Annotated in this window: 19 protein-coding genes; 13 read left to right on the forward strand and 6 right to left on the reverse strand. The window is 61.3% G+C overall.

What is annotated here, in order from left to right:
- Positions 1–148: 148 nt before the first annotated feature.
- From argH to BLU63_RS28130, 11 genes are all read left to right on the forward strand, one after another.
- A complete protein-coding gene (gene argH, locus BLU63_RS28080) occupies positions 149–1576 on the forward strand; it encodes an argininosuccinate lyase (protein ID WP_083376809.1) in 1428 nt (475 codons plus the stop codon).
- Positions 1577–1729: 153 nt separating this feature from the next.
- Complete coding sequence (locus BLU63_RS28085; RefSeq protein WP_010460052.1) at positions 1730–2608, forward strand: amino acid ABC transporter permease; 879 nt, start codon at positions 1730–1732, stop codon at positions 2606–2608.
- Positions 2609–2618: 10 nt separating this feature from the next.
- Entirely contained in the window at positions 2619–3383 is a 765-nt protein-coding gene (locus BLU63_RS28090) for an amino acid ABC transporter ATP-binding protein (protein ID WP_010460050.1), read from the forward strand.
- A 39-nt stretch (positions 3384–3422) separates the two neighbouring features.
- Positions 3423–4247 (forward strand): ABC transporter substrate-binding protein, encoded by an 825-nt coding sequence (locus tag BLU63_RS28095; RefSeq protein ID WP_042932091.1) that lies wholly within the window; start codon positions 3423–3425, stop codon positions 4245–4247.
- Positions 4248–4387: 140 nt separating this feature from the next.
- Positions 4388–5236, forward strand: a complete 849-nt coding sequence (locus tag BLU63_RS28100; RefSeq protein ID WP_083376810.1) for a polysaccharide deacetylase family protein — start codon at positions 4388–4390, stop codon at positions 5234–5236.
- Positions 5229–6116: a polysaccharide deacetylase family protein gene (locus BLU63_RS28105; RefSeq protein WP_077748388.1), complete on the forward strand. Its 888-nt coding sequence runs from the start codon at positions 5229–5231 to the stop codon at positions 6114–6116. The genes BLU63_RS28100 and BLU63_RS28105 overlap by 8 nt, the downstream gene beginning before the upstream one ends.
- Positions 6113–7462 (forward strand): MmgE/PrpD family protein, encoded by a 1350-nt coding sequence (locus BLU63_RS28110; RefSeq protein WP_083376811.1) that lies wholly within the window; start codon positions 6113–6115, stop codon positions 7460–7462. The genes BLU63_RS28105 and BLU63_RS28110 overlap by 4 nt, the downstream gene beginning before the upstream one ends.
- Before the next feature lie 179 nt (positions 7463–7641).
- Positions 7642–8820: an MFS transporter gene (locus BLU63_RS28115; RefSeq protein ID WP_077748386.1), complete on the forward strand. Its 1179-nt coding sequence runs from the start codon at positions 7642–7644 to the stop codon at positions 8818–8820.
- A 160-nt stretch (positions 8821–8980) separates the two neighbouring features.
- Positions 8981–9688 carry an HPP family protein gene (locus BLU63_RS28120; protein WP_010460040.1) on the forward strand — a complete coding sequence of 236 codons (708 nt, stop codon included), beginning with the start codon at positions 8981–8983 and terminating at the stop codon, positions 9686–9688.
- A gap of 218 nt (positions 9689–9906) precedes the next feature.
- On the forward strand, positions 9907–11013 hold the full coding sequence (locus BLU63_RS28125) for an enoyl-CoA hydratase/isomerase family protein (RefSeq protein ID WP_083376812.1): 1107 nt from the start codon (positions 9907–9909) through the stop codon (positions 11011–11013).
- A gap of 3 nt (positions 11014–11016) precedes the next feature.
- Entirely contained in the window at positions 11017–12168 is a 1152-nt protein-coding gene (locus tag BLU63_RS28130; RefSeq protein ID WP_077748384.1) for an acyl-CoA dehydrogenase family protein, read from the forward strand.
- A gap of 116 nt (positions 12169–12284) precedes the next feature.
- Here the strand turns inward: BLU63_RS28130 and BLU63_RS28135 are convergent, their stop codons facing one another.
- From BLU63_RS28135 to BLU63_RS28160, 6 genes are all read right to left on the reverse strand, one after another.
- A complete protein-coding gene (locus BLU63_RS28135; RefSeq protein WP_083376813.1) occupies positions 12285–13058 on the reverse strand; it encodes an enoyl-CoA hydratase in 774 nt (257 codons plus the stop codon).
- A 13-nt stretch (positions 13059–13071) separates the two neighbouring features.
- Positions 13072–14199, reverse strand: a complete 1128-nt coding sequence (locus BLU63_RS28140) for an acyl-CoA dehydrogenase (protein WP_083376814.1) — start codon at positions 14197–14199, stop codon at positions 13072–13074.
- A gap of 142 nt (positions 14200–14341) precedes the next feature.
- The gene (locus BLU63_RS28145) at positions 14342–15535 is read right to left on the reverse strand and encodes an acetyl-CoA C-acyltransferase (protein ID WP_083376815.1); all 1194 of its coding nucleotides are present in this window, start codon (positions 15533–15535) and stop codon (positions 14342–14344) included.
- Between the two features lie 12 nt (positions 15536–15547).
- Entirely contained in the window at positions 15548–16309 is a 762-nt protein-coding gene (locus BLU63_RS28150) for an SDR family NAD(P)-dependent oxidoreductase (RefSeq protein WP_083376816.1), read from the reverse strand.
- Between the two features lie 20 nt (positions 16310–16329).
- Entirely contained in the window at positions 16330–17988 is a 1659-nt protein-coding gene (locus tag BLU63_RS28155; RefSeq protein ID WP_083376817.1) for an AMP-binding protein, read from the reverse strand.
- Positions 17989–18139: 151 nt separating this feature from the next.
- Positions 18140–19156, reverse strand: a complete 1017-nt coding sequence (locus tag BLU63_RS28160) for an AraC family transcriptional regulator (protein ID WP_042932818.1) — start codon at positions 19154–19156, stop codon at positions 18140–18142.
- A 291-nt stretch (positions 19157–19447) separates the two neighbouring features.
- On the opposite strand from BLU63_RS28160, the gene efeU reads away from it, so the two are divergent.
- Positions 19448–20287: an iron uptake transporter permease EfeU gene (efeU, locus tag BLU63_RS28165; protein WP_010460022.1), complete on the forward strand. Its 840-nt coding sequence runs from the start codon at positions 19448–19450 to the stop codon at positions 20285–20287.
- An 8-nt stretch (positions 20288–20295) separates the two neighbouring features.
- Positions 20296–21495, forward strand: coding sequence for an iron uptake system protein EfeO (gene efeO / locus BLU63_RS28170; RefSeq protein ID WP_083376818.1), 1200 nt, complete (start codon positions 20296–20298; stop codon positions 21493–21495).
- Position 21496: the final 1 nt, after the last annotated feature.

Raw genomic sequence — 21496 nt, forward strand, 5'->3', positions numbered from 1 at the left:
CCTGACCACGCCCGGTTGATTTTTTAACGATCCCGGCACGGGTTCCAGGTCCGGCATACCGATCTGTAGGAGCGAGGCTTGCCCGCGAAGCTCTTCGGCATCACACCAAACTAATGACTAACTTCCGGCTACGACGAGGAAAACAACAATGTCTCAAACCACCGACCGTCTCTGGGGTGCGCGCTTCAAAAGCGGCCCATCCGAAGCCCTGGCGGCGTTGTCCCGTTGCCCCGAGCGCTACTTTCGCCTTACCCCGTATGACCTCGCCGGTTCCAAGGCGCATGCCCGTGAACTGCAACGCGCCGGGCTGTTGAGCGAGCAGGAAACCCTGACCATGCTCGACGCTCTGACGCGCATCGGTGATGACTTCCGTGCCGGCAGCATCGCGCCGACCCTGGACGACGAAGACGTCCACACCTTTATCGAACGCCTGCTGACCGAACGCCTCGGCGCCCTCGGTGGCAAACTGCGCGCCGGGCGGTCCCGTAACGACCAGACCGCCAACGACCTGCGTCTGTTCCTGCGGGATCACGTGCGCACCCTGGCCGTCGAAGTACTGGCCTTGCAGCAAGCGCTTGTGGATCAGGCCGAGCAACACATCGAGAGCATCTGTCCAGGCTTCACTCACTTGCAGCAAGCGCAACCGATCGTCTTCGCTCACCACTTGCTGGCTCACGCTCAATCGATGCTGCGTGACGTGCAACGCATGGTGGACTGGGACAATCGCACCTCGCTGTCGCCACTCGGCGCGGCAGCCATGGCCGGTTCCGCCATCGCGCGCCTGCCGCAGCAGTCGGCCAAGGAAATGGGCTACAGCGGCGTCTGCGAAAACTCCATTGACGCCGTGGCCAGCCGCGATCACGTCGCCGAGTTTCTGTTTATCGCCAGCATGCTCGGGATCAACATTTCCCGCCTCGCCGAAGAGTTTTGCCTGTGGTCGTCGCGGCAATTTCGCTGGGTCGCGCTGGACGATGCCTACGCCACCGGCAGTTCGATCATGCCGCAGAAGAAGAACCCGGACATTGCCGAACTGGCCCGGGGCAAGGCTGGCCGCTTGATCGGCAACCTCACCGGGTTGTTATCGACGTTGAAATCCCTGCCGCTGTCGTACAACCGCGACTTGAGCGAAGACAAGAACGGCGTGCTCGACAGCGTCGACACGCTGCTGCTGGTGTTGCCGGCCATGGCCGGGATGGTCGCAACCATGAAGGTCAACGTCGAAGAACTGCGTCGCCAGGCACCGCTCGGTTTCACCCTGGCCACCGAAGTCGCCGACTGGCTGGCCATGCGCGGCGTACCGTTCAAGGAAGCGCATGAAATCACCGGCGCGCTGGTCCAGGCCTGTGAGAAACACGACATTGAATTGTGGGAAGCATCGCCGGCGCTGCTGGCCGAGATTGATCCACGCCTGACCGCGGAAGTGCGCGAGAGTCTGACCCTCGAAGCTGCCATCGCCGCCCGCAGTGGCTGGGGTGGCACGGCGCCGCAACAGGTGCGCGAGCAGATCGGCCGTCTGAAAACCGCCCTCGCGGCGCAGCAGCGGTGGACCGAGAACTATCAGGGTTTCCGCCTCTGAAGCAGCACGCAAAAATCCGTAGGAGCGAAGCTTGCTCGCGAAGAGGTCATGTCAGTCGACCTCAATGTTGAATGTCACACCGCTTTCGCGAGCAAGCTTCGCTCCTACAGGGGATTTTGGTTGATCTGAAAGAACAGTGTACGGAGAAACAACATGAGCCAGACTCAGGCAGAACGACTCCAGCGGGAGCGAAAACTGGCGGAAAACCAGTTCGACATTACCCAATACCACCACGTGCCCCGGCGTTATTACGGGCGGATTTTTTTCGCCACCGTCATCGTCATTGCGATTCTCGGGCTGGTACGCGCCTTCGCCGAAGGCAAGATCGAATGGTCGTACATCGGCCAGTTCCTTACCTCGCAAGCGATCATGTGGGGTTTGCTCAACACCATCGTCATGGCGGTGCTGGCGATGGCCCTGGGCATCGTCTTCGGGGTGATCACGGCGATCATGCGCATGTCGGCCAATCCGATCCTGCGTTATGTCGCGGTGACCTACACCTGGCTGTTTCGCGGTACGCCGCTGATCCTGCAACTGCTGTTGTGGTTCAACCTGGCGCTGATCTTTCCCACCATCGGCATTCCCGGCGTGTTCGAGATGGACACCGTGACTCTGATGACCCCGTTCGTGGCCGCCCTGCTCGGCTTGAGCATCAACCAGGGCGCCTACACCGCCGAAGTGGTGCGCGCCGGCCTGCTGTCGGTGGACACCGGGCAGTACGAAGCCGCCAAGTCGATCGGCATGCCACGCCTGCAAGCCCTGCGCCGGATCATCCTGCCGCAAGCCATGCGGGTGATCATTCCGCCGGTGGGCAACGAGTTCATCGGTATGGTGAAAATGACCTCCCTGGCGAGCGTCATCCAGTACTCGGAGCTGCTCTACAACGCCCAGAACATCTACTACGCCAACGCCCGCGTGATGGAGCTGCTGATCGTCGCCGGTATCTGGTACCTGGCCACCGTCACCGTGCTGTCCTTCGGTCAAAGCCGTCTGGAGCGTCGTTTCGCTCGCGGCGCCGGCAAGCGTTCTTGAGGAGCCCCACATGAGAAGCATCGTCAAGGCCGTGAGCCTGAACAAATATTACGACCAGTTCCACGCGCTCAAGGACGTCAACATCGAAGTCGAGCAAGGCGAAGTGCTGTGCATCATTGGCCCGTCCGGCTCCGGCAAAAGTACCTTGCTGCGTTGCGTCAACCAGCTGGAAAAGATCGACAAGGGCGGCCTGTGGGTCGACGGCGAACTGGTGGGTTACCGGGTCGTCGGCAACAAACTGCACGAGCTCAATGAGTCGCAGATCGCCCGTCAACGCCTGTCCACCGGCATGGTGTTCCAGCGTTTCAACCTGTTCCCGCACATGACTGTGCTGCAAAACATCATCGAAGGGCCGTGCCAGGTGCTCAAGCGTTCGCCCAAAGAGGCGCACGAAGAAGCCGTGGAATTGCTCGCTCGCGTCGGCCTGGCCGACAAGCGTAACAGCTACCCGATCGAACTCTCGGGTGGTCAGCAGCAACGCGTCGCCATTGCCCGTGCCCTGGCCATGCGTCCCAAGCTGATGCTGTTCGATGAACCCACTTCGGCACTCGACCCGGAACTGGTCGGTGAGGTGCTGTCGGTGATGCGTGACCTGGCGCAAACCGGCATGACCATGATCGTCGTCACCCATGAACTGGGCTTTGCCCGTGAGGTTGCCAACCGCATGGTGTTCATGGACGGCGGGCAGATCGTGGAGGCTGGAAGCCCCGAAGAAATACTAATAAGTCCGCAAAACCCGCGCACCCAAAGCTTCATTTCTGCCGTTCGAACCTAAGCGCCGTTTGGCGCTCACAACACTCATAAGAGAACGACCATGAAGAAAATAGTTATCCCAACAGTACTCGCAGGCGTTATGGCTTGCGGCTTCACCTTCGCCGCTGAGCTTCCGGCCGGCATCAAGGAAAAAGGCGAGGTCGTTGTGGCGATCATGCCGAACTACCCGCCGATGGATTTCAAGGACCCGGCCACCAACACCCTCACCGGTCTCGACGTTGACCTGGGCAATGCCCTGGCCGAACGTCTGGGCGTGAAGATCAAGTGGCAGGAAACCGGCTTCGAGCAAATGATCAATGCCCTGACCACCGACCGCGTGGACATGGTGATGTCGGGCATGACCGACACCGCTGAACGCCAGGCCAGCGTGACCTTTGTCGACTACTTCACCAGTGGCCCGCAGTTCTACACCTTGCAGAAGAACAAGGACTTCAACGAGATCACCGACCTGTGCGGCAAGAAAGTCGGCACCAGCCGTCGTACCACCTTCCCGGCGGAAATTGCTGAATACAGCAAGGCCCACTGCGAAGGCGCCGGCAAACCGGCCATCGTGGTGGTCGGCACCGAAGGCTCGGCCGATGCCCGCGCGCAATTGCGTCAGAGCCGTATCGATGCGGCCATGCAGGGTAGCGAAACCCTGCCGTATCTCAAAACCCAGGAAAAGGACATGTACAAGACCGTGGGCCTGCCAATCTCCCAGCAGTTCACCGGCCTTGGCGTGAGCAAGAAAAAGCCTGAGTTGAGTGAAGCGGTGAAGGTCGCGTTGCAGAGCATGGTCGATGACGGCAGCTATCAGGCGATCCTCAAGAAATGGGACCTGGAACTGGGCGCGATCAAGACCGTGACCATCAACGCCGGCAAGTAATGCTTGCCCTGTAGGCGCGAGGCTTGCCCGCGAAGGCGGTGTTTCAGTCAGCAGAGATGTTGAATGTACCGGCCTCTTCGCGAGCAAGCTTCGCTCCTACAGGAACTGCGTTTTACTTATAGATAAAATGGAGCGCCACGATGTCCTCCTCCCCCCAACCCACCTGGCCCGACCCGAACAAAGCCTGCCTCGCCCTGGCCTTCGACCTCGATGGCCCGACGGGCGATGCGATGCTCAACGGTTCGATCTGGCGCAAGCCCGAGTACTTCGGTTTTGGCGGTTATGGTCCTTACCGGGCCTTGCCGCGGATTCTGGATTTGCTCGACGAATACCGGATCCCGACGACCTTTTTCGTCCCCGCCTGGGTCGTGGAAAACTGGCCGAAACAGTGCCAGGCGATTGTCGAGCGCGGGCATGAGGTGGCGTACCACGGCTACAAACACGAATCCTTTTACGCCCTGGCGCTGGAACAGCAAAAGGACGTGATGAACAAATCCCGCGAGGTGTTCTGGAAACACCTGAACATCCGCGCCGAAGGTTTCCGCACCCCCTCCGGAGACTGGCGAGCCGAGACCCCGGCGATGCTGGTGGAAGCCGGCGTGACTTACTCCAGCAGCATGCGCGGCGATGACCGCCCGTACCTGGTGAAAGTGCCGGGCCATGAAACCCCGCTGGTGGAAATCCCCGGCCGCTGGGAAATGGACGACTACGCCTCCCTCGCCTATACCCGTGCGCCGGACTTCCCCTCGGGGCTGGACCGCACCGCCAGCTACGCACTGACCCTCGACAACTGGTGCCGCGAGTACGACGGCGCGATGAATGAAGGGCTGTGCCTGACCACCCTGTTCCACCCCAAGATCACCGGCAAGCCGGGGCGCATCCTGCTGCTGGAAAAACTCTTCGAACACATGCGTCAGCGCGACGACGTGTGGTTTGCCACCTGCCGCGATGTCGCCCAGTGGTGGCTCAAGGAGCATCACCATGGCTGATTCCACCGTCTGGCCCAAAGGCTACCGCTGCGCCGTGGTCCTGACCGTCGACTACAACGACATCCACGGCATCCTGACCCAGGCGCCTGAAGTCGCCGGCCGCGACAAGACGCTGTCGGTCTGGCGTTACGGCACCCAGCGCGGCGTCGAGCGGTTGCTCGGTTTGTTCGCCGAACTCGGGGTAAAAAGCAGCTGGTGCATCCCGGGCATCGTTGCCGAGGAAAACCCGCAACACCTTCGGGCAATTCAGGCCGGCGGGCATGAGATCGCCTGCGCCGGCTATCGCCACCAGAACTACGACCTGCTCGATCTGGCCGGACAAAGCGCCGAGATTGCCAAGGGTTGCGAAGCGCTCGCGGCACTGACCGGCCAGCGTCCGAGCGGGTTTCGCATCCCGGCCGGTAACGGTGCGCCGGGCTTCATCGAGGCGCTGAGGAACCAAGGCATTCGCTGGTCTTCGTCGTGGCGCGGCGATGATTTGCCGTTCGCTCACCCCACCGCCCCCGAAGTGATCGAGCTGCCGTTGCACTACGAACTGGAAGACGAGCCCTATTTCGCCTTCAATCTCAGCCCGGCGGTGCCGCCGGCACAATCGCGAATCGCCTCTTACAGCCACACCCTGGGCAACCTGCAAATGGACTTCGCCGGGTTTCGCCGATTTGGCCTGTGTTACGTGCTGCGCCTGCACCCGGAAATCATTGCCACGCCGGGGCGAATTGGCGTGTTGCGTGAATTGCTTGAGGGCATGCAGCAGCACGATGACGTGTGGATCGCCACGGCCGGCGAGGTCGCGCAATGGTGGGCCGATTCGGCAGTCCCCGTGACCGAGGATCATCCGGCATCGGTGTATGAGCGGCATTACCGGGATTACCTCGTATGACTGAACGCATGCAGCGACTCGCGCAGTTTTGCGTCGACACGCGCTTTGAAGATTTGCCACCGGCCCTGGTGGCGCAAGCCAAACGGCACATCCTCGACACCTTCGGCGTGACATTGGCCGGGGCTGACAGCGAAGTGGCGAAACAGGCGCGTCAGGTATTCGCAAGTGAAGCCGGTGACACCCTGGTCTGGGGCACTGATCTGCGCATGGGCGCCGCTCAGGCCGCGATCCTCAATGGCATCGCCGCCCACGCCCTGGAACTGGACGACACCGGGGGCTGCGACCACTCCGGCGCGGTGGTGCTGCCGGCGGTGATGGCTGCGGTGTCGATGCAGACCGAACCGGTCAACGGCCGCGAGTTGATTACCGCCGTGGTGATTGGCTACGACGTCAGCCGTCGCGTGCTCGAAGCCTGCGGCGGCTATTCGGCGCACAACGGCGCGGGCTGGCATTCGACCGCCACCTGCGGGGTGTTCGGCGCCGCAGCGGCGAGCGCGCGGATCCTTGGACTGGACGCCGCGCAAACCGTGTCGGCACTGGGCATCGCTGGCAGTTTCAGCGGTGGGCTGTGGGCCTTCATTCACGACGGCTCGCAGAGTAAAAAGCTGCACAGCGGTCGAGCGGCCGAAGGTGGATTGCTGGCGGCGCGGTTTGCTCAACAAGGCATCAGCGGACCGAAAAAGTTGTTCGAGGATGTCTGGGGCGGTTTTCTCAGAACCCTGGCCGGCGTGGCCTCAGACCCGACCGCGCTCGATGCGGATCTGGGCGTCGTGTGGAAGCTCGCCCGCTGCTCGATCAAGCCCTACGCCGCGTGCCGGGGGACTCATTCGGCAATCGATGCGTTGGGGTTGTTAATGGATCAACTGCAGGTCGGCGCCGATCAGATTGAAGACATCAAAGTCTCGTTGTGCGGTTTTCTTCAGGACATGTGCGGTGGGCAGGATGTCAGCACGCTCGCGGCGGCACAGATGAGTTTGCCCTATGCCCTCGCCGCCCGGCTGGTTCATGGTCATTGCCGGCTGGAAGCCTATGACGAGGCGCAACGGGGCGACCCTCGGATTGCTCACTGGATGGCGCGCATTCGCCTTGAAGTGGATTCGCAACTGTCAGAGGATGGCGAGCCCGTCATCTGCGTGCGGACGGTGGACGGTCGGCAGGCAAGTCTTTGTGTCGACCCGCCATTGGGCGCGCCGGGGAATCCGTTGAGTGATGCGGCGCTGGAGGAGAAGTTTTTCAGTCTGGCCGGGCGGGTGATGGCCCAGGAGCAGGCTGGGGAATTGCTTGAGCAATTGTGGCGGTTGGACACGTTGGAATCGGTCCGTTGGCTGGATCGGTGGCTGGCTTGAACGTTTTATTGCCAGAACCGGCCTCTTCGCGAGCAGGCTCGCTCCCACAGTTGATCTGTAGTGATCTCAAATTTTATGTTCACTGAAGATCCAGTGTGGGAGCGAGCCTGCTCGCGAATGGCCGCGCCTCGGTACCACGTCGAACACTACAAAACCTAAATAAGGACATTTGCCCCACCGTGGCCACTTACTCGCTCGTAATCCGCCGGTTGATGATCGTTTCGCTGACCATCGTCGTCAGCCGCGCCATCACCAGCCCGCTGCTCACCTTGTTCCTGAGCAACAAGCTCGGCCTCAACCAGCAGGACGTCGGTTTGCTGCTGGGCATCGCGGTGTTCATCGCCACCCTGCTCGCGCTCTATGGCGGCTACATCATCGACCGCCTCGAAAAACGTCGGCTGCTGATTCTGGCGATGCTCTCCAGCGCCATCGGCTTCGTCCTGCTGACCTTCGCCGAAAACCTCTACCTGACCACCGCCACCCTGGTCATCACCGAAACCGCCTCGGCGCTGTTCCTGATCGGCTCGAAGGCGATCCTCAGCGAAAACCTGCCGATTGGCCAACGCGCCAAGGCGTTTTCCCTGCGCTACACCCTGACCAACATCGGCTACGCCACCGGCCCGATGCTCGGCGTGGTGATTGCCGGGGTGTACCCGATTGCGCCGTTCCTGATAGCCGGCGGCATCGCGTTCTTCAGCATTTTCCTGATGATCGGCATCCCCAGGGACTCGTCGCAGACACCCCCGATCGGCCAACCCCAAAGTTTTCTCAAGACGCTGATTACTCTGAAGAACGACCGCACACTGATCATGTTCACCTGCGGTTGCCTGCTCAGCACCGTGGTCCACGGTCGATTCACCCTGTACCTGTCGCAATACCTGCTGGTGACCCAAGACTCCAAACGGGCGCTGGAAACCATGGCCGCCCTGCTCGCCTGCAACGCCATCAGCGTGATCCTGCTGCAATACCAGATCGGCCGATTCCTCAAGCGCGAACAGCTGCGTTACTGGATCGCCGGCGGCACCAGCCTGTTTATCGTCGGGTTGATCGGCTTCAGTCTGGCCGACAGCCTGGTGAGCTGGTGCGTGGCGATGTTCATCTTCACCCTCGGCGAAATGATCATTTACCCCGCCGAATTTCTCTTCGTCGACACACTGGCCCCGGAAGAACTGCGCGGCAGTTACTACGGCGCACAAAACCTCGCGGCCCTCGGCGGAGCCCTGAGCCCGGTGATTTGTGGTTTCCTGCTGATGCACACACCGGCACCCACCATGTTTTATGCCCTGAGCGCGCTGACGGCCATGGGCGGGTTCCTGTGTTTCATGAGCGGTCGCCGAGTCGCATTACAGCAAAAATAATGCACTCAAACTTCATTAATATGAATTTGTCAGCATCGGGAATGAACGGCACACTGTGCCCCGTTCCTCCCCCAATAGTTGGAACACCTTCAAGGGCTTTCTGGGTTTCCCAGTTAAGCCTTTTTTTTTCCAGGATTTTTACCAACGGATCGTTTGCCTCATGCTCGCTCGCTGGTTACCTGCCGCCATCAACACCCGTCCTTCCGAATGGAGCCGCGCTGCCATTGGCATGTCCCTGGGCACGCTGTTCAGCGTCTGGCTGTGCGCCCAAGTGTTCGGCATGGAAGTGGCGCAACATTTGATCGGGCCGTTGGGCGCATCGGCGGTGTTGCTGTTCGCGGTGTCCTCCGGCGCCCTTGCCCAGCCATGGTCGATTCTGGGCGGATACTTGAGTGCCGGCGTCGTTGCGCTGCTGGTCGCACATGTTCTCGGCCGAACCCTTGGAAGCGCCTGCCTGGCGGCGGGCATGGCGCTGATCCTGATGTGCTGGTTGCGTTGCCTGCACCCACCGGCCGGAGCGCTGGCGTTGCTGTTGGTGCTGGCCGATCCGGCAACCATCGCACTGGACTGGAAAGCCCTCGGCGCGGTCATGCTCGCCGCATCGACCATGCTGCTCTGCGCGCTGGCCTATAACAACCTGACGCGCATTCGCTACCCCAAGCGCGCCGCCGAACCGGTGCCCATGGTGCCGGCGGATCATCCGCCGATCGACAGCCAGGCCATCACCGCCCAGGACTTGAAACTGGCATTGGCGGACATGGAGGCGTTCTTCGATGTCACCCCGGAAGACCTGGAACAACTGATTCATATCAGTGAGTTACACGCCAAACGTCGCAGTATTAGTGAAGTGCTGCGTCATAGTTCCTGACGGCACACCTCCCTGCTCGCGAAGACGCCCTGCCCGTCAACCTCAATGTTGAATCACACAACGCCTTCGCGAGCAGGCTCGCTCTCACAGGCCCATGCAAATATGCAGAAAGCACCTGCACATATCCCGGTTGTACATCATAAATTTGCACTGTTACGATCCAGCATCGCTCGCGCGCGAGCTTCTCTATAAAGAACAATAAAAGCAGGGAGTTAGTGATGACTGCTCAGGTTTCATCGAAAGAGACTTCGTTCATGGATGCCACGCCAAACGAAGTGCTGGCCGAGGTCCGCAACCACATCGGTCACCTGACCCTCAATCGCCCCGCCGGTCTCAACGCCATTACCCTGAACATGGTCCGCCACCTGCAGCGCCAGCTCGACGCCTGGGCGCAGGATCCGCAGGTTCACGCGGTGGTCTTGCGCGGTGCCGGCGAGAAAGCCTTCTGTGCCGGCGGCGATATTCGCTCGCTGTATGACAGTTTCAAAAGCGGCGACACGTTGCACGAAGACTTCTTCGTCGAGGAATACGCCCTCGACCTCGCCATTCATCACTACTGCAAACCGGTGCTGGCCCTGATGGACGGTTTTGTCCTCGGCGGCGGTATGGGCCTGGTGCAAGGCGCTGACTTGCGGGTGGTTACCGAGAAAAGCCGTCTGGCGATGCCGGAAGTGGCCATCGGTTACTTCCCGGACGTCGGTGGCAGTCATTTCTTGCCACGGATTCCCGGTGAGCTGGGGATTTATCTGGGCGTCAGCGGCGTGCAAATCCGCGCAGCCGATGCGCTCTATTGCGGCTTGGCAGACTGGTTTCTGGAAAGCGAAAAACTCGGCGTCCTCGACGAGCAACTCGACCAGCTCGAATGGCGCGACACGCCGCTCAAGGACCTGCAAGGGCTGCTGGCGAAACTCGCGGTGCAACAACTGCCCGATGCGCCATTGGAAGCGCTGCGCCCGGCCATCGATCACTTCTTCGCCCTGCCCGATGTGCCGAGTATTGTTGAGCAACTGCGTGAAGTGACGGTCGCCGACAGCCATGAATGGGCCATGACCACCGCCGACCTGCTGGAGAGCCGTTCGCCGCTGGCGATGGGCGTGACCTTGGAGATGCTGCGCCGTGGTCGGCACTTGAGCCTCGAAGACTGTTTCGCCCTTGAGCTGCACCTGGACCGTCAGTGGTTCGCGCGCGGCGACCTGATCGAAGGCGTGCGCGCCTTGCTGATCGATAAAGACAAGCAACCACGCTGGAATCCGCCAACCTTGCAGGCGCTGGACGCCGAGCACGTCGCGAGTTTCTTCAGCGGTTTTGACCAGAGCGGGAACTGAGCCATGCACGATATCGAATTGAGCGAAGAGCAAGTCATGATCCGCGACATGGCCCGGGACTTTGCCCGCGGCGAAATCGCGCCCCATGCGCAAGCCTGGGAAAAGGCCGGCTGGATCGATGACGGTCTGGTGGCGAAGATGGGTGAACTGGGCCTGCTGGGCATGGTGGTGCCGGAAGAATGGGGCGGCACCTATGTCGACTACGTCGCCTACGCCCTGGCGGTAGAAGAGATTTCGGCCGGCGACGGCGCCACGGGCGCATTGATGAGCATCCACAATTCCGTGGGCTGCGGCCCGGTGCTCAACTACGGCACCGAAGAACAGAAACAAACCTGGTTGCCGGATCTGGCCAGCGGCCAGGCGATCGGCTGCTTCTGCCTGACCGAGCCGCAAGCAGGCTCCGAAGCGCACAACCTGCGCACCCGCGCTGAACTGCGCGACGGCCAATGGGTGATCAACGGCGCCAAGCAATTCGTCAGCAATGGCAAGCGGGCAAAACTGGCGATTGTGTTTGCCGTGACCGATCCGGACCTGGGCAAGCGCGGCATCTCGGCGTTCCTGGTGCCGACCGATACCGCCGGTTTCATCGTCGACCGCACCGAACACAAAATGGGCATTCGGGCCTCCGACACCTGCGCGGTGACTTTGAGCAACTGCACGATTCCCGAAGCCAATCTGCTGGGTGATCGCGGTAAAGGGCTGGCCATCGCCCTGTCCAACCTCGAAGGCGGCCGCATCGGCATCGCTGCCCAGGCGCTGGGCATTGCCCGGGCAGCGTTCGAAGCCGCACTGGCGTATTCGCGGGATCGGGTGCAGTTCGACAAACCGATCATCGAGCACCAGAGCATCGCGAATATGCTCGCTGACATGCACACACGGCTAAACGCGGCGCGCTTGCTGATCCTGCATGCGGCTCGGCTGCGCAGTGCCGGCAAACCGTGCCTGTCCGAGGCTTCGCAGGCCAAGCTGTTTGCGTCGGAAATGGCCGAGAAAGTCTGCTCGTCGGCGATTCAGATTCATGGCGGGTACGGGTATCTGGAAGATTACCCGGTGGAGCGCTATTACCGGGATGCGCGGATTACGCAGATTTATGAAGGGTCGAGCGAGATACAGCGGATGGTGATTGCCCGGGAGTTGAAAAACTATCTGGTGTGAAGCTTGAAAGCTTCGCGGGCAAGCCTCGCTCCTACAGGTTATCGGTGTTCGCATGAACGACCCGTAACCCAGTAGGAGCGAGGCTTGCCCGCGAAGGCGTCGGTGAGGTCGCTACATCACTTACCCTGGAACTGCGCCTCACGCTTGGCAATGAACGCCGCCATCCCTTCCTTCTGATCCTGCGTCGCAAACGCCGCATGGAACACCCGGCGCTCAAAGCGCACGCCTTCCGACAGGCTCACTTCAAACGCGCGGTTGACGCTTTCCTTGATCATCATCGCGATCGGCAACGACTTCTTGGCGATCAACGCGGCGACTTTCAGCGCTTCTTCCAGCAGTTCATCCGCCGGCACGATCCGCGCGACGATCCCGCAGCGCTCGGCTTCTACCGCATCAATCAAACGTCCGCTCAGGCACATTTCCATGGCCTTGGCCTTGCCCACGGCGTGGGTCAGGCGCTGGGTGCCGCCCATACCCGGCAGCACGCCGAGGTTGATTTCCGGCTGGCCGAATTTCGCATTGTCGCCGGCAAGGATGAAATCGCACATCAGCGCCAGTTCACAGCCACCGCCCAGGGCGAAACCGTTGACCGCTGCAATGATCGGCTTGCGGCGGTTGGCCACGCGATCGCTGTCGCTAAACAGGTCATCCAGATAGATCTGCGGGTAGGTCAGCTCGGCCATTTCCTTGATGTCGGCGCCGGCGGCGAAGGCTTTTTTCGAGCCGGTCAGCACGATGCAGCCGATGTTCGAATCAGCTTCCAGGCCATCGAGGGCGTGGTTCAGTTCGCTGACGATCTGCGCATTCAACGCGTTCAGCGCCTGCGGACGGTTGAGGGTGATCAGGCCTACACGACCGTGGGTTTCCAGCAAAATCGTTTCGTAACTCACAATGGACTCCTTCTTAAAGATTGCGCGAAATAACCATGCGCTGAATATCGCTGGTGCCTTCGTAGATCTGGCAAACCCGCACGTCGCGGTAGATCCGCTCCAGCGGGAAGTCGTTCAGGTAACCGTAACCGCCGAGGGTTTGCAACGCCGAGGAGCAGACCTTCTCGGCCATTTCCGAGGCGAACAGCTTGGCCATGGACGCTTCGACCAGGGCCGGTTGACCGCTGTCCCTCAATGCAGCGGCGTAATGCACCATTTGCCGGGCGACGGCGATTTGCGTCGCCATGTCTGCCAAGCGGAAGGCTACGGCTTGATGTTCGATGATCGGCTTGCCGAAACTCTCACGCTCACGGGCGTAGTCGCGGGCCGCTTCAAACGCGGCGCGGGCCATGCCCACCGATTGCGAGGCGATACCGACACGGCCACCTTCAAGGTTGGCCAGGGCGATCCGGTAACCTTCGCCCTCCTCACCTAACCGGTTGGCCACCGGCACTTTGACGTCTTCGAAGAGAATCTGGCAGGTGTCGGAGGCGTGCTGACCGAGTTTGTCTTCGACCCGGGCGACTTTGTAGCCCGGCGAATCGGTCGGCACGATCAGCGCCGTGATGCCGCGCTTGCCGGCACTCGGGTCGGTCACGGCAAACACGATCACCACCCCGGCATTCTGCCCGGACGTGATGAACTGCTTGCAGCCGTTGAGCACGTAGTGATCGCCTTCCAGGCGCGCACGGGTTTTCAGGCCGCTGGCGTCGGAACCGGCCTGCGGTTCGGTCAGGGCAAAGGCGCCGAGCATCGCGCCGCTGGCCAGTGGCTTGAGGAAGCGTTCTTTCTGATCGTCGTTGCCGTACTTGAGGATAGGTACGCAACCCACGGAGTTGTGCACGCTCATGATCGTCGAGCAGGCGCCGTCACCGGCGGCGATTTCTTCCAATGCCATGGCGTAGGCCAGGTAACCGGTGTCGCAACCGCCCCACTCCTCCGGCACCAGCATGCCGAAGAAGCCCAGTTCGGCCATCTCACCGATGGCTTCCTTGGGGAAGCGGTGTTCGCGGTCCCACTCGGCGGCAAACGGTTTCAGCCGTTCCTGGGCGAATTGTCGGGCCATGTCGCGGATCTGTTGTTGGTCGTCATCGGGAATCATGGTGAATCCTTAAAAATTGAGCCTGACGCAGAACCTGTAGGAGCGAGCCTGCTCGCGAAGAGCCGTGTCAGTCGACATTAATGTTGAATGACACACCGCATTCGCGAGCAGGCTCGCTCCGACAGTGGGAATTGCGTCAACCTTAGTAAAGGCATTCCACAGCCATGGCCGTGGCTTCACCGCCGCCGATGCAGATCGCTGCAACGCCGCGTTTCAGGCCTTTCTGGCGCAGGGCCGAGAGCAAGGTCACGAGAATCCGCGCGCCAGACGCACCAATCGGGTGGCCCAGGGCGCAGGCGCCGCCGTGCACGTTGATCTTCTCGTGGGGGATTTCCAGTTTGGTCATGGTCACCAGACTGACCACCGCGAATGCTTCGTTGACTTCGAACAGCTCGACGTCGTCCACGGACCAGCCGGTTTTCTTCAGCAGCTTCTTGATCGCGCCCACCGGTGCCACCGGGAACAGGCCCGGGGTATCGGCAAATGCAGCATGGCCGTGAATCACTGCCAGCGGTTTCAGACCTTGTTTCTGTGCTTCGGAACGGCGCATCAGGACCAGCGCCGCCGCACCGTCGGAAATCGAACTGGAGTTGGCCGCGGTCACCGTGCCGCCTTCGCGGAATGCCGGTTTCAGCGAAGTGATCTTGTCCAGCTTGGCTTTCGGTGGCTGTTCGTCGTTGCTGATCAGCACCTGCTCTTTTCCGACAGTCACGGTAATCGGCACGATCTCGTCCTTGAAGCTGCCGTCCTTAATCGCCTGCTGCGCGCGGGTGGTCGAGGCAATGGCGAACGCGTCCTGGGCTTCGCGGCTGAAACCGTTGGTTTCGGCGCAATCCTCGGCGAAGGTGCCCATCAGGCGGCCCTTGTCGTAGGCGTCTTCCAGACCGTCGAGGAACATGGAATCGAGCACGCGGCCATGGCCCATGCGGTAACCGCTGCGGGCGCGGTCCAGCAGGTACGGCGCGTTGGACATGCTTTCCATGCCGCCCGCGACGACCACCTCGGCGCTGCCGGCAACGAGCATGTCGTGGGCCAGAATCGCTGCTTCCATGCCCGAGCCGCACATCTTGTTCAGGGTGGTGCAGCGGGTCGATTTATCCAGCCCCGCGCCCAATGCAGCTTGCCGCGCCGGTGCCTGACCGAGCCCGGCGGGCAGTACGCAGCCAAACAGCACTTCTTCTACGGATTCAGGTTTGATACCCGCGCGTTCGACGGCAGCGCGGATCGCGGCAGCCCCCAGTTGCGGCGCGGTCAGGCTTTTCAGGTCGCCCTGGAAACCGCCCATCGGGGTGCGGACGGCGCTGACGATAACGATGGGATCGTTGGCAATAGTCATGACAAATCCTCCTTATTTAGCGGCCATGCGCAAGGCACCGTCGAGACGGATCACCTCGCCATTGAGCATGCTGTTTTCAATGATATGCCTGACCAGCGCAGCATACTCGCCCGGTTTGCCCAGACGCGGCGGAAATGGCACACCAGCCGCCAGGGACGCGCGGACTTCCGGGGTCATGCCGGCCATCATCGGGGTTTCAAAAATGCCGGGGGCGATGGTCATCACGCGGATGCCGAAGCGCGCCAGTTCACGGGCGGCGGGCAAGGTCAGGCTGACGATCGCGCCTTTGGACGCTGCATAAGCGGCCTGGCCAATCTGGCCATCGTAAGCCGCGGCTGAGGCGGTGTTGATGATCACGCCGCGTTCGCCGTCGGCATCCGCTTCGGTTTCGGCGATGGCCGCCGAAGCCAGGCGCAGCATATTGAAGCTGCCGATCAGGTTGACGTTGATCACCTGGCTGAAACTGGCCAGCGCGTGCGGGCCAGTCTTGCCGAGGATCTTCTCGCCACGCACGATGCCGGCGCAATTGACCAGACCGTTGAGACCGCCGAAGGCTTTCACCGTCGCCTGCACAGCGGCTTCGGCAGCGGCTTCGTCGCTGATGTCGGCCACTACGCTTTGCGCGCCGAGACGTTGCGCCTGGGCCGCGACCGCCTCGGCGTTCATGTCCACCAGCATCACTTTGGCGCCAGCCGCGACCAGCATTTCAGCGGTGGCCGCACCGAGGCCCGAGGCACCGCCGGTGACGAGAAAAACCTTGTTTTCGATCTGCATCATTGTGTCCTTGATTCAAGCTAAACGTTCTTCGCCGCAGCCTCTTGAGCCTTGGCGATTTCCTGGTTGCGCAAGATAAAGCGCTGCAATTTGCCGCTTGGGGTTTTCGGCAACTCGCTGACAAATTCGATTTCACGCGGGTACGAATGCGCGGCCAGACGCTTGCGCACGTGTTGACGCAGTTCTTCGGCCAGCTCCGGCGTCGGGCGGTATTGCTCGCAAATCACGACGAAGGCTTTGACCAGTTCGGTGCGCTCCGGATCGGGTTTTCCGACGACGGCCGCTTCGATCACTGACGGGTGTTCGATCAATGCACTTTCCACATCGAACGGGCCGACGCGGTAGCCGGAAGTGGTGATCACGTCATCGCTGCGCCCGACGAAGCTGATGCTGCCGTCCGGGTTCCACTCGACGGTGTCGCCACTCAGGTAGTAGTTGCCAACGAAGGCCTTGGTTGGCGCGCCTTCGTAACCGGCGAACCAGCACATCGGCGACTGGGTACGGTCGATGGCGAGGATGCCGGGCTGGCCGACGCCGAGCTCCTTGTATTCGTCGTCGAGCACCACGATGCGGTGGCCCGGCGAGGCAAACCCGGCGGCGCCCAAGTGGATCGGGTGCTCCAGGCCATGGTGATTGCACAGGACCATGCCCAGTTCGGTCTGGCCGTAATGGTCATGAATGACCACCCCGAGGTTGTCGGCGAACCAACGGATCACTTCCGGGTTCAGCGGCTCACCGGCGCTGCTGACGATACGCAGTTTGCCCTTGATCGACTTGGCGAACTCGTCGCCACCGGCAATCAGCAAGCGATAGGCCGTCGGTGACCCGGTGAGGTTGGTGATCCCGTATTTATTGATCACCCGGCAGGTGCTTTCGAGGGTGAACGGGCCATCGTAAAAGGTGATCGGATGCCCCATCGCCATGGGACCGGTGACGCCGAAATAGATGCCGTAGGCCCAGCCCGGATCGGCGACGTTCCAGAACGCGTCTTCGGGGCGCAGGTCCACGGCGTCGCGGGTGTAGCTCTGGAAAGCGACAATGGCTTTGAGCGGCACCGACAGGGCTTTCGACGGGCCGGTGGTGCCCGAGGTGAACATCAGCAGGAACGGGTCTTCGCCGGTCAGCAATACCGGTTCGCACTCGGGGGAATAATTGGCCAGTTCGGCCCAGAAGCTGTAATCGCCACGGACGATGCCTTGGCCTTTCGCACCGCCGACGGTAACGATGGTCGGGCAGTCGGCGACTTCAATGAGTTTGGGGCGATTGACCGCATCGGTCACCACCACTTTGGCGCCGGAGCAGCTGAGTCGGTGTTCGATGGCTTTCGGGCCGAAGGCGGTAAACAGCGGCTGATAGACCGCGCCGATGCGCCAGGTGGCGAAGACGGTGATCAGCAATTCGATATTACGTGGCAGCAGGCCGGCGACCTTGTCGCCTTTTTTCACGCCCTGGGCCAGAAGGAAGTTGGCAAAGCGCGCGGCTTTGTCCTGCAAGTCCTTGAAGGTGTACGTGGCGCTGGCGCCGTCGCGGCCTTCCCAGAACAGCGCAATACGCCCCGGCAAGGCATGCCGGTCGCAACACTCGACGCAGGCGTTTAGGGCAGTCAGATCGCCGGCCAGGGCGGCGTCGACGGTGTGCTGATAATTGAACTGTGACGTGGCAGACAAGTAATCGCGCATTGCCAGAATCCCTGTGTATTTTTATTAGGTTGGGGGAACCGTAAAAACCACAGAAATACTCACCCCACGCGGGGCTCGGGGCAATGGTCAAAGCTATCAAGTTGTCTGACTGGTTTGGCCAAGGTAGCCAATGCGTGGGAATGATCGGTATCTAGCTCGCTTCGTTGAGGATCAAACTCCGATAATGCCCAGGATTGGACCCCGACCACTTGCGAAACGCCTTGTAGAACGAACTCGCATCCGCAAACCCCAGCCGCGTGGCGATCTCGGCAAAGCTGATACTCGGCTCAGCCAGCCAGACAATGGCCAATTCCTTGCGCACGCTGTCCTTGAGCCCTTGATAGGTCTGCCCTTCCTCCGCCAGGCGCCGGCGCAAGGTCGAGGCCGACATGCACAGTTGCTGCGCCAGAGGCTCGGTCTCCGGCCACTGATCGGCGGGCAACTGGCGTAAATCATGCTTGATCCGGCTCGCCAGGCTCTCCGGGTCGCGGTACTTGACCAGAATATTCGCTGGCGCATGGGCCAGGAAGCGCTTGAGTTCTTCCGGGCTGCGCTTGATCGGCAAGTCCAGGCAATCCGCCGAGAAAATCATCCGGGTGCGGGGCCGGTCGAATCGCAGGTTCTCGGAAAACATCACCTGATAGTCATCGCAGAAATCCGGCGCCGGGCAACGTAATTCAATGGCCAGAATCGGTATCCGCCGCCCCGCCAGCCAACAGGCAACGCCGTGCACGATCATCCAGTAGGTGAAATAGGTAAAGGCCCGGCGCGGGTCCAGCTCATCTTCCAGCAACACGATCTCCGCCAGGCTTTGCTGACGAACCAGCTGCGCCGGCATGCGTTCGAGCATCAACGACAGGAAACTCAGGCCTGAGGTCAGGCCGGCTGCCAGGCTCGGCTGGATCATCGAGCTGCGGCAGAGAAACTCAAGGCTGCCGGATTTGAGTTTGCGCGGGTCCATGCCAAAAAATTCATCGTCCCCGCGCCTGGCCAGCAAGCGCCAAAGCCGTGCATACGCCGTCGCCGGAACGCGGGCATCGCTGGTTTGCAGCAGCTGCGGATCGATGCCGACCTTGTTCAATACCTCGTCGGTGGCGGCTCCGGGGGCGCAGCTTTGCAACAGGGCTTCACGCACCAGTTGGATGGCGATGGTGTCTTTTTCCGACATTGAGCGAGGTGGGCCTTGATCTTGTTTGAGTGCCGGCATCTTAGCGCACAGCGACCCAATCCTGTAGGAGCGAGCGGTGCGGCGATCCGACTTGCCCGCGAAGCAGGCGACTCGGTCTTGCCCTGATACCGAGTAATCGTTCTTCGCGGGCAAGCCTCGCTCCTACAAGGGGGTGGTGTGATCTTTAGAGTTGTTCAGGTTAGGTTCAGGTAAATGCCAATGAATGCCATTTGGGAATGAGTGTCATTATGTTACAACTTAGCACCCTATCTAATTCCACGACGGTGCTGAATGCTTGTTCCTTTTCTGATCATGCTGCGCGAAGGCATTGAAGCCGCGTTGATCGTTGGCATCATCGCCAGCTACCTCAAGCAGACCGGCCGTGGCCAGTGGATGCCCGCCGTTTGGATCGGCGTTTTCCTTGCCGTTGCGCTGGCCTTGTTGGTGGGCGGTGGTCTGGAGCTGGTGAGCGCCGAATTCCCGCAGAAACAACAGGAGTTGTTTGAAGGTGTGGTCGGCCTGGTGGCTGTCGGCATTCTCAGCTCCATGGTCTTCTGGATGCGCAAAGTGGCGCGTTCGATCAAGCACTCGCTGCACGTCTCCCTCGACCACGCGCTGACCGGCTCCAAACACCAGGTCACGGCACTGATCGCCATGGTGTTTTTCGCCGTGGCCCGGGAAGGCCTGGAGACGGTGTTCTTCCTGCTCGCGGTGTTCCAGCAGAGCGAAGGCCCGGCGGCACCGATCGGCGCCCTCCTCGGCCTGATCCTGGCGATCATCGTCGGCTTCCTGATCTACACCGGCAGCATGCGCCTGAACCTCGGCGCGTTCTTCCGCTGGACCGGCTTGTTCATCCTGGTGGTGGCGGCGGGCATTCTCGCCAACTCGGTGCAGGCGCTGCATGAAGCCGGAGTCTGGAATCACCTGCAAACCGTGCTCTTGGACTTCAGTGCGACGCTGCCGATGGACGGCCCGGTGGGTTCGGTGCTGGCCGGCATGTTCGGTTACCAGGACGCGCCGACGGTCAGCACCCTCGGGGCCTATCTGATTTACCTGGCAGTGGCGCTGGTGATGTTCTTCATCCCAGCCCCGGCACCCGCTGAACAACCTTCTTCCGTTTCCAGCCAATAAGGGCACCCATGCCAAATCAAGCCCCTCCCCAGGCCTCGCCTCCCCGCGCCTTGCGCTGGGCGGTGGCCGGTTCGGTGATCGTGATGATCGCCGCCGGCGGCCTGTTCTACTACGCCTCGAAAATGGCGGCGGCCAAGCGCCAGGTTAACCATGACGAAGTGCTGGTGACTATTCACCCGCACAGCTGCGAGCCGAATGCGCTGTCCGTTCCGGCGGGTCGCGCCAGCTTCCGCATCGTCAATCGCTCGGACCGGGCGGTGGAATGGGAGATCCTTGACGGCGTGCTGGTAGTCGAAGAACGGGAAAACATCGCGCCGGGCCTGAGCCAGGTGATCAATGCCAACCTGCTACCCGGCGACTATGCGATCACCTGCGGATTGCTGAGCAACCCGCGAGGCACCTTGCACGTGACTCCGACTGCCGCCTCCGACGCGGCCGCCAAGGCCAAGCCGTCGATGGTCGCCTTCGTAGGGCCGTTGTCAGAATTCCGTGTGTACCTGAGCAGTCAAAGCAGCGCGCTGATCAAAGCCGTCGCCGCCCTTGAGCAAGCAATCGCCGCTGGCGACCTGAGCCAGGCACAAGCGCTGTATGTGCCCGCCCGCGCCGCTTATCAACGGATCGCCCCCGCCGCCCAGCGTCTGGCTGAACTGGACAACGCCATCAATGCCCGCGCCGATTACTTCGAGAAACGCGAACAGGATCCAGCCTTCAGCGGTTTCCACCGCATCGAGTACGCGCTGTTCCAGCAACGCAACCTCGACGGTCTGGCACCGGTTGCCCAGCGCTTGAGCAGCGACGTCGCCACGCTCAAACAGCAACTGCTCGCGCAATCGCTGCCACCGGAGCAGTTGGTGAGCATTGTCGTGCGCAATCTGCACAGCCTCGCCGATGTGCGTGCCAGCAGCGGTGAAGAAGAACGCTACAGCCACACCGACCTGAACGGTTTCGCCGCCAACCTCTTTGCTGCGCGCAAAGTCGTCGACCTGTTGCGCCCGTTGCTGACCAAGTCCGCCACCGAGTTGTTGCCGAAGATCGACAGCGCGATCACTGCCCTCGATGCCGAACTCAATGGGTTGAAGGTCCAGGACGGCTACGCGAGCTACGACACAGTGAGTGCCGCGCAGCGTAAACAGATCGCCGACAAGGCCAAGGCGCTGGCCGACGCACTCGATGGAATCGATCCCGCCCTCGGCCTTTCCGGCCTTTAAG

Source organism: Pseudomonas mandelii, from assembly GCF_900106065.1.
GTDB lineage: Bacteria > Pseudomonadota > Gammaproteobacteria > Pseudomonadales > Pseudomonadaceae > Aquipseudomonas > Aquipseudomonas mandelii.

Bases quoted from the DNA above. Each gene is read 5' to 3' on its own strand.
- BLU63_RS28140 (WP_083376814.1), bottom strand. From the start codon at position 14,199: ATGATTCCCGATGACGACCAACAACAGATCCGCGACATGGCCCGACAA.
- BLU63_RS28120 (WP_010460040.1), top strand. From the start codon at position 8,981: ATGCTCGCTCGCTGGTTACCTGCCGCCATCAACACCCGTCCTTCCGAA.
- BLU63_RS28110 (WP_083376811.1), top strand. From the start codon at position 6,113: ATGACTGAACGCATGCAGCGACTCGCGCAGTTTTGCGTCGACACGCGC.
- BLU63_RS28150 (WP_083376816.1), bottom strand. From the start codon at position 16,309: ATGCAGATCGAAAACAAGGTTTTTCTCGTCACCGGCGGTGCCTCGGGC.
- BLU63_RS28105 (WP_077748388.1), top strand. From the start codon at position 5,229: ATGGCTGATTCCACCGTCTGGCCCAAAGGCTACCGCTGCGCCGTGGTC.
- BLU63_RS28155 (WP_083376817.1), bottom strand. From the start codon at position 17,988: ATGCGCGATTACTTGTCTGCCACGTCACAGTTCAATTATCAGCACACC.
- BLU63_RS28100 (WP_083376810.1), top strand. From the start codon at position 4,388: ATGTCCTCCTCCCCCCAACCCACCTGGCCCGACCCGAACAAAGCCTGC.
- BLU63_RS28160 (WP_042932818.1), bottom strand. From the start codon at position 19,156: ATGTCGGAAAAAGACACCATCGCCATCCAACTGGTGCGTGAAGCCCTG.
- argH (WP_083376809.1), top strand. From the start codon at position 149: ATGTCTCAAACCACCGACCGTCTCTGGGGTGCGCGCTTCAAAAGCGGC.
- BLU63_RS28095 (WP_042932091.1), top strand. From the start codon at position 3,423: ATGAAGAAAATAGTTATCCCAACAGTACTCGCAGGCGTTATGGCTTGC.
- efeO (WP_083376818.1), top strand. From the start codon at position 20,296: ATGCCAAATCAAGCCCCTCCCCAGGCCTCGCCTCCCCGCGCCTTGCGC.
- BLU63_RS28090 (WP_010460050.1), top strand. From the start codon at position 2,619: ATGAGAAGCATCGTCAAGGCCGTGAGCCTGAACAAATATTACGACCAG.
- BLU63_RS28085 (WP_010460052.1), top strand. From the start codon at position 1,730: ATGAGCCAGACTCAGGCAGAACGACTCCAGCGGGAGCGAAAACTGGCG.
- BLU63_RS28130 (WP_077748384.1), top strand. From the start codon at position 11,017: ATGCACGATATCGAATTGAGCGAAGAGCAAGTCATGATCCGCGACATG.
- efeU (WP_010460022.1), top strand. From the start codon at position 19,448: ATGCTTGTTCCTTTTCTGATCATGCTGCGCGAAGGCATTGAAGCCGCG.
- BLU63_RS28125 (WP_083376812.1), top strand. From the start codon at position 9,907: ATGACTGCTCAGGTTTCATCGAAAGAGACTTCGTTCATGGATGCCACG.
- BLU63_RS28145 (WP_083376815.1), bottom strand. From the start codon at position 15,535: ATGACTATTGCCAACGATCCCATCGTTATCGTCAGCGCCGTCCGCACC.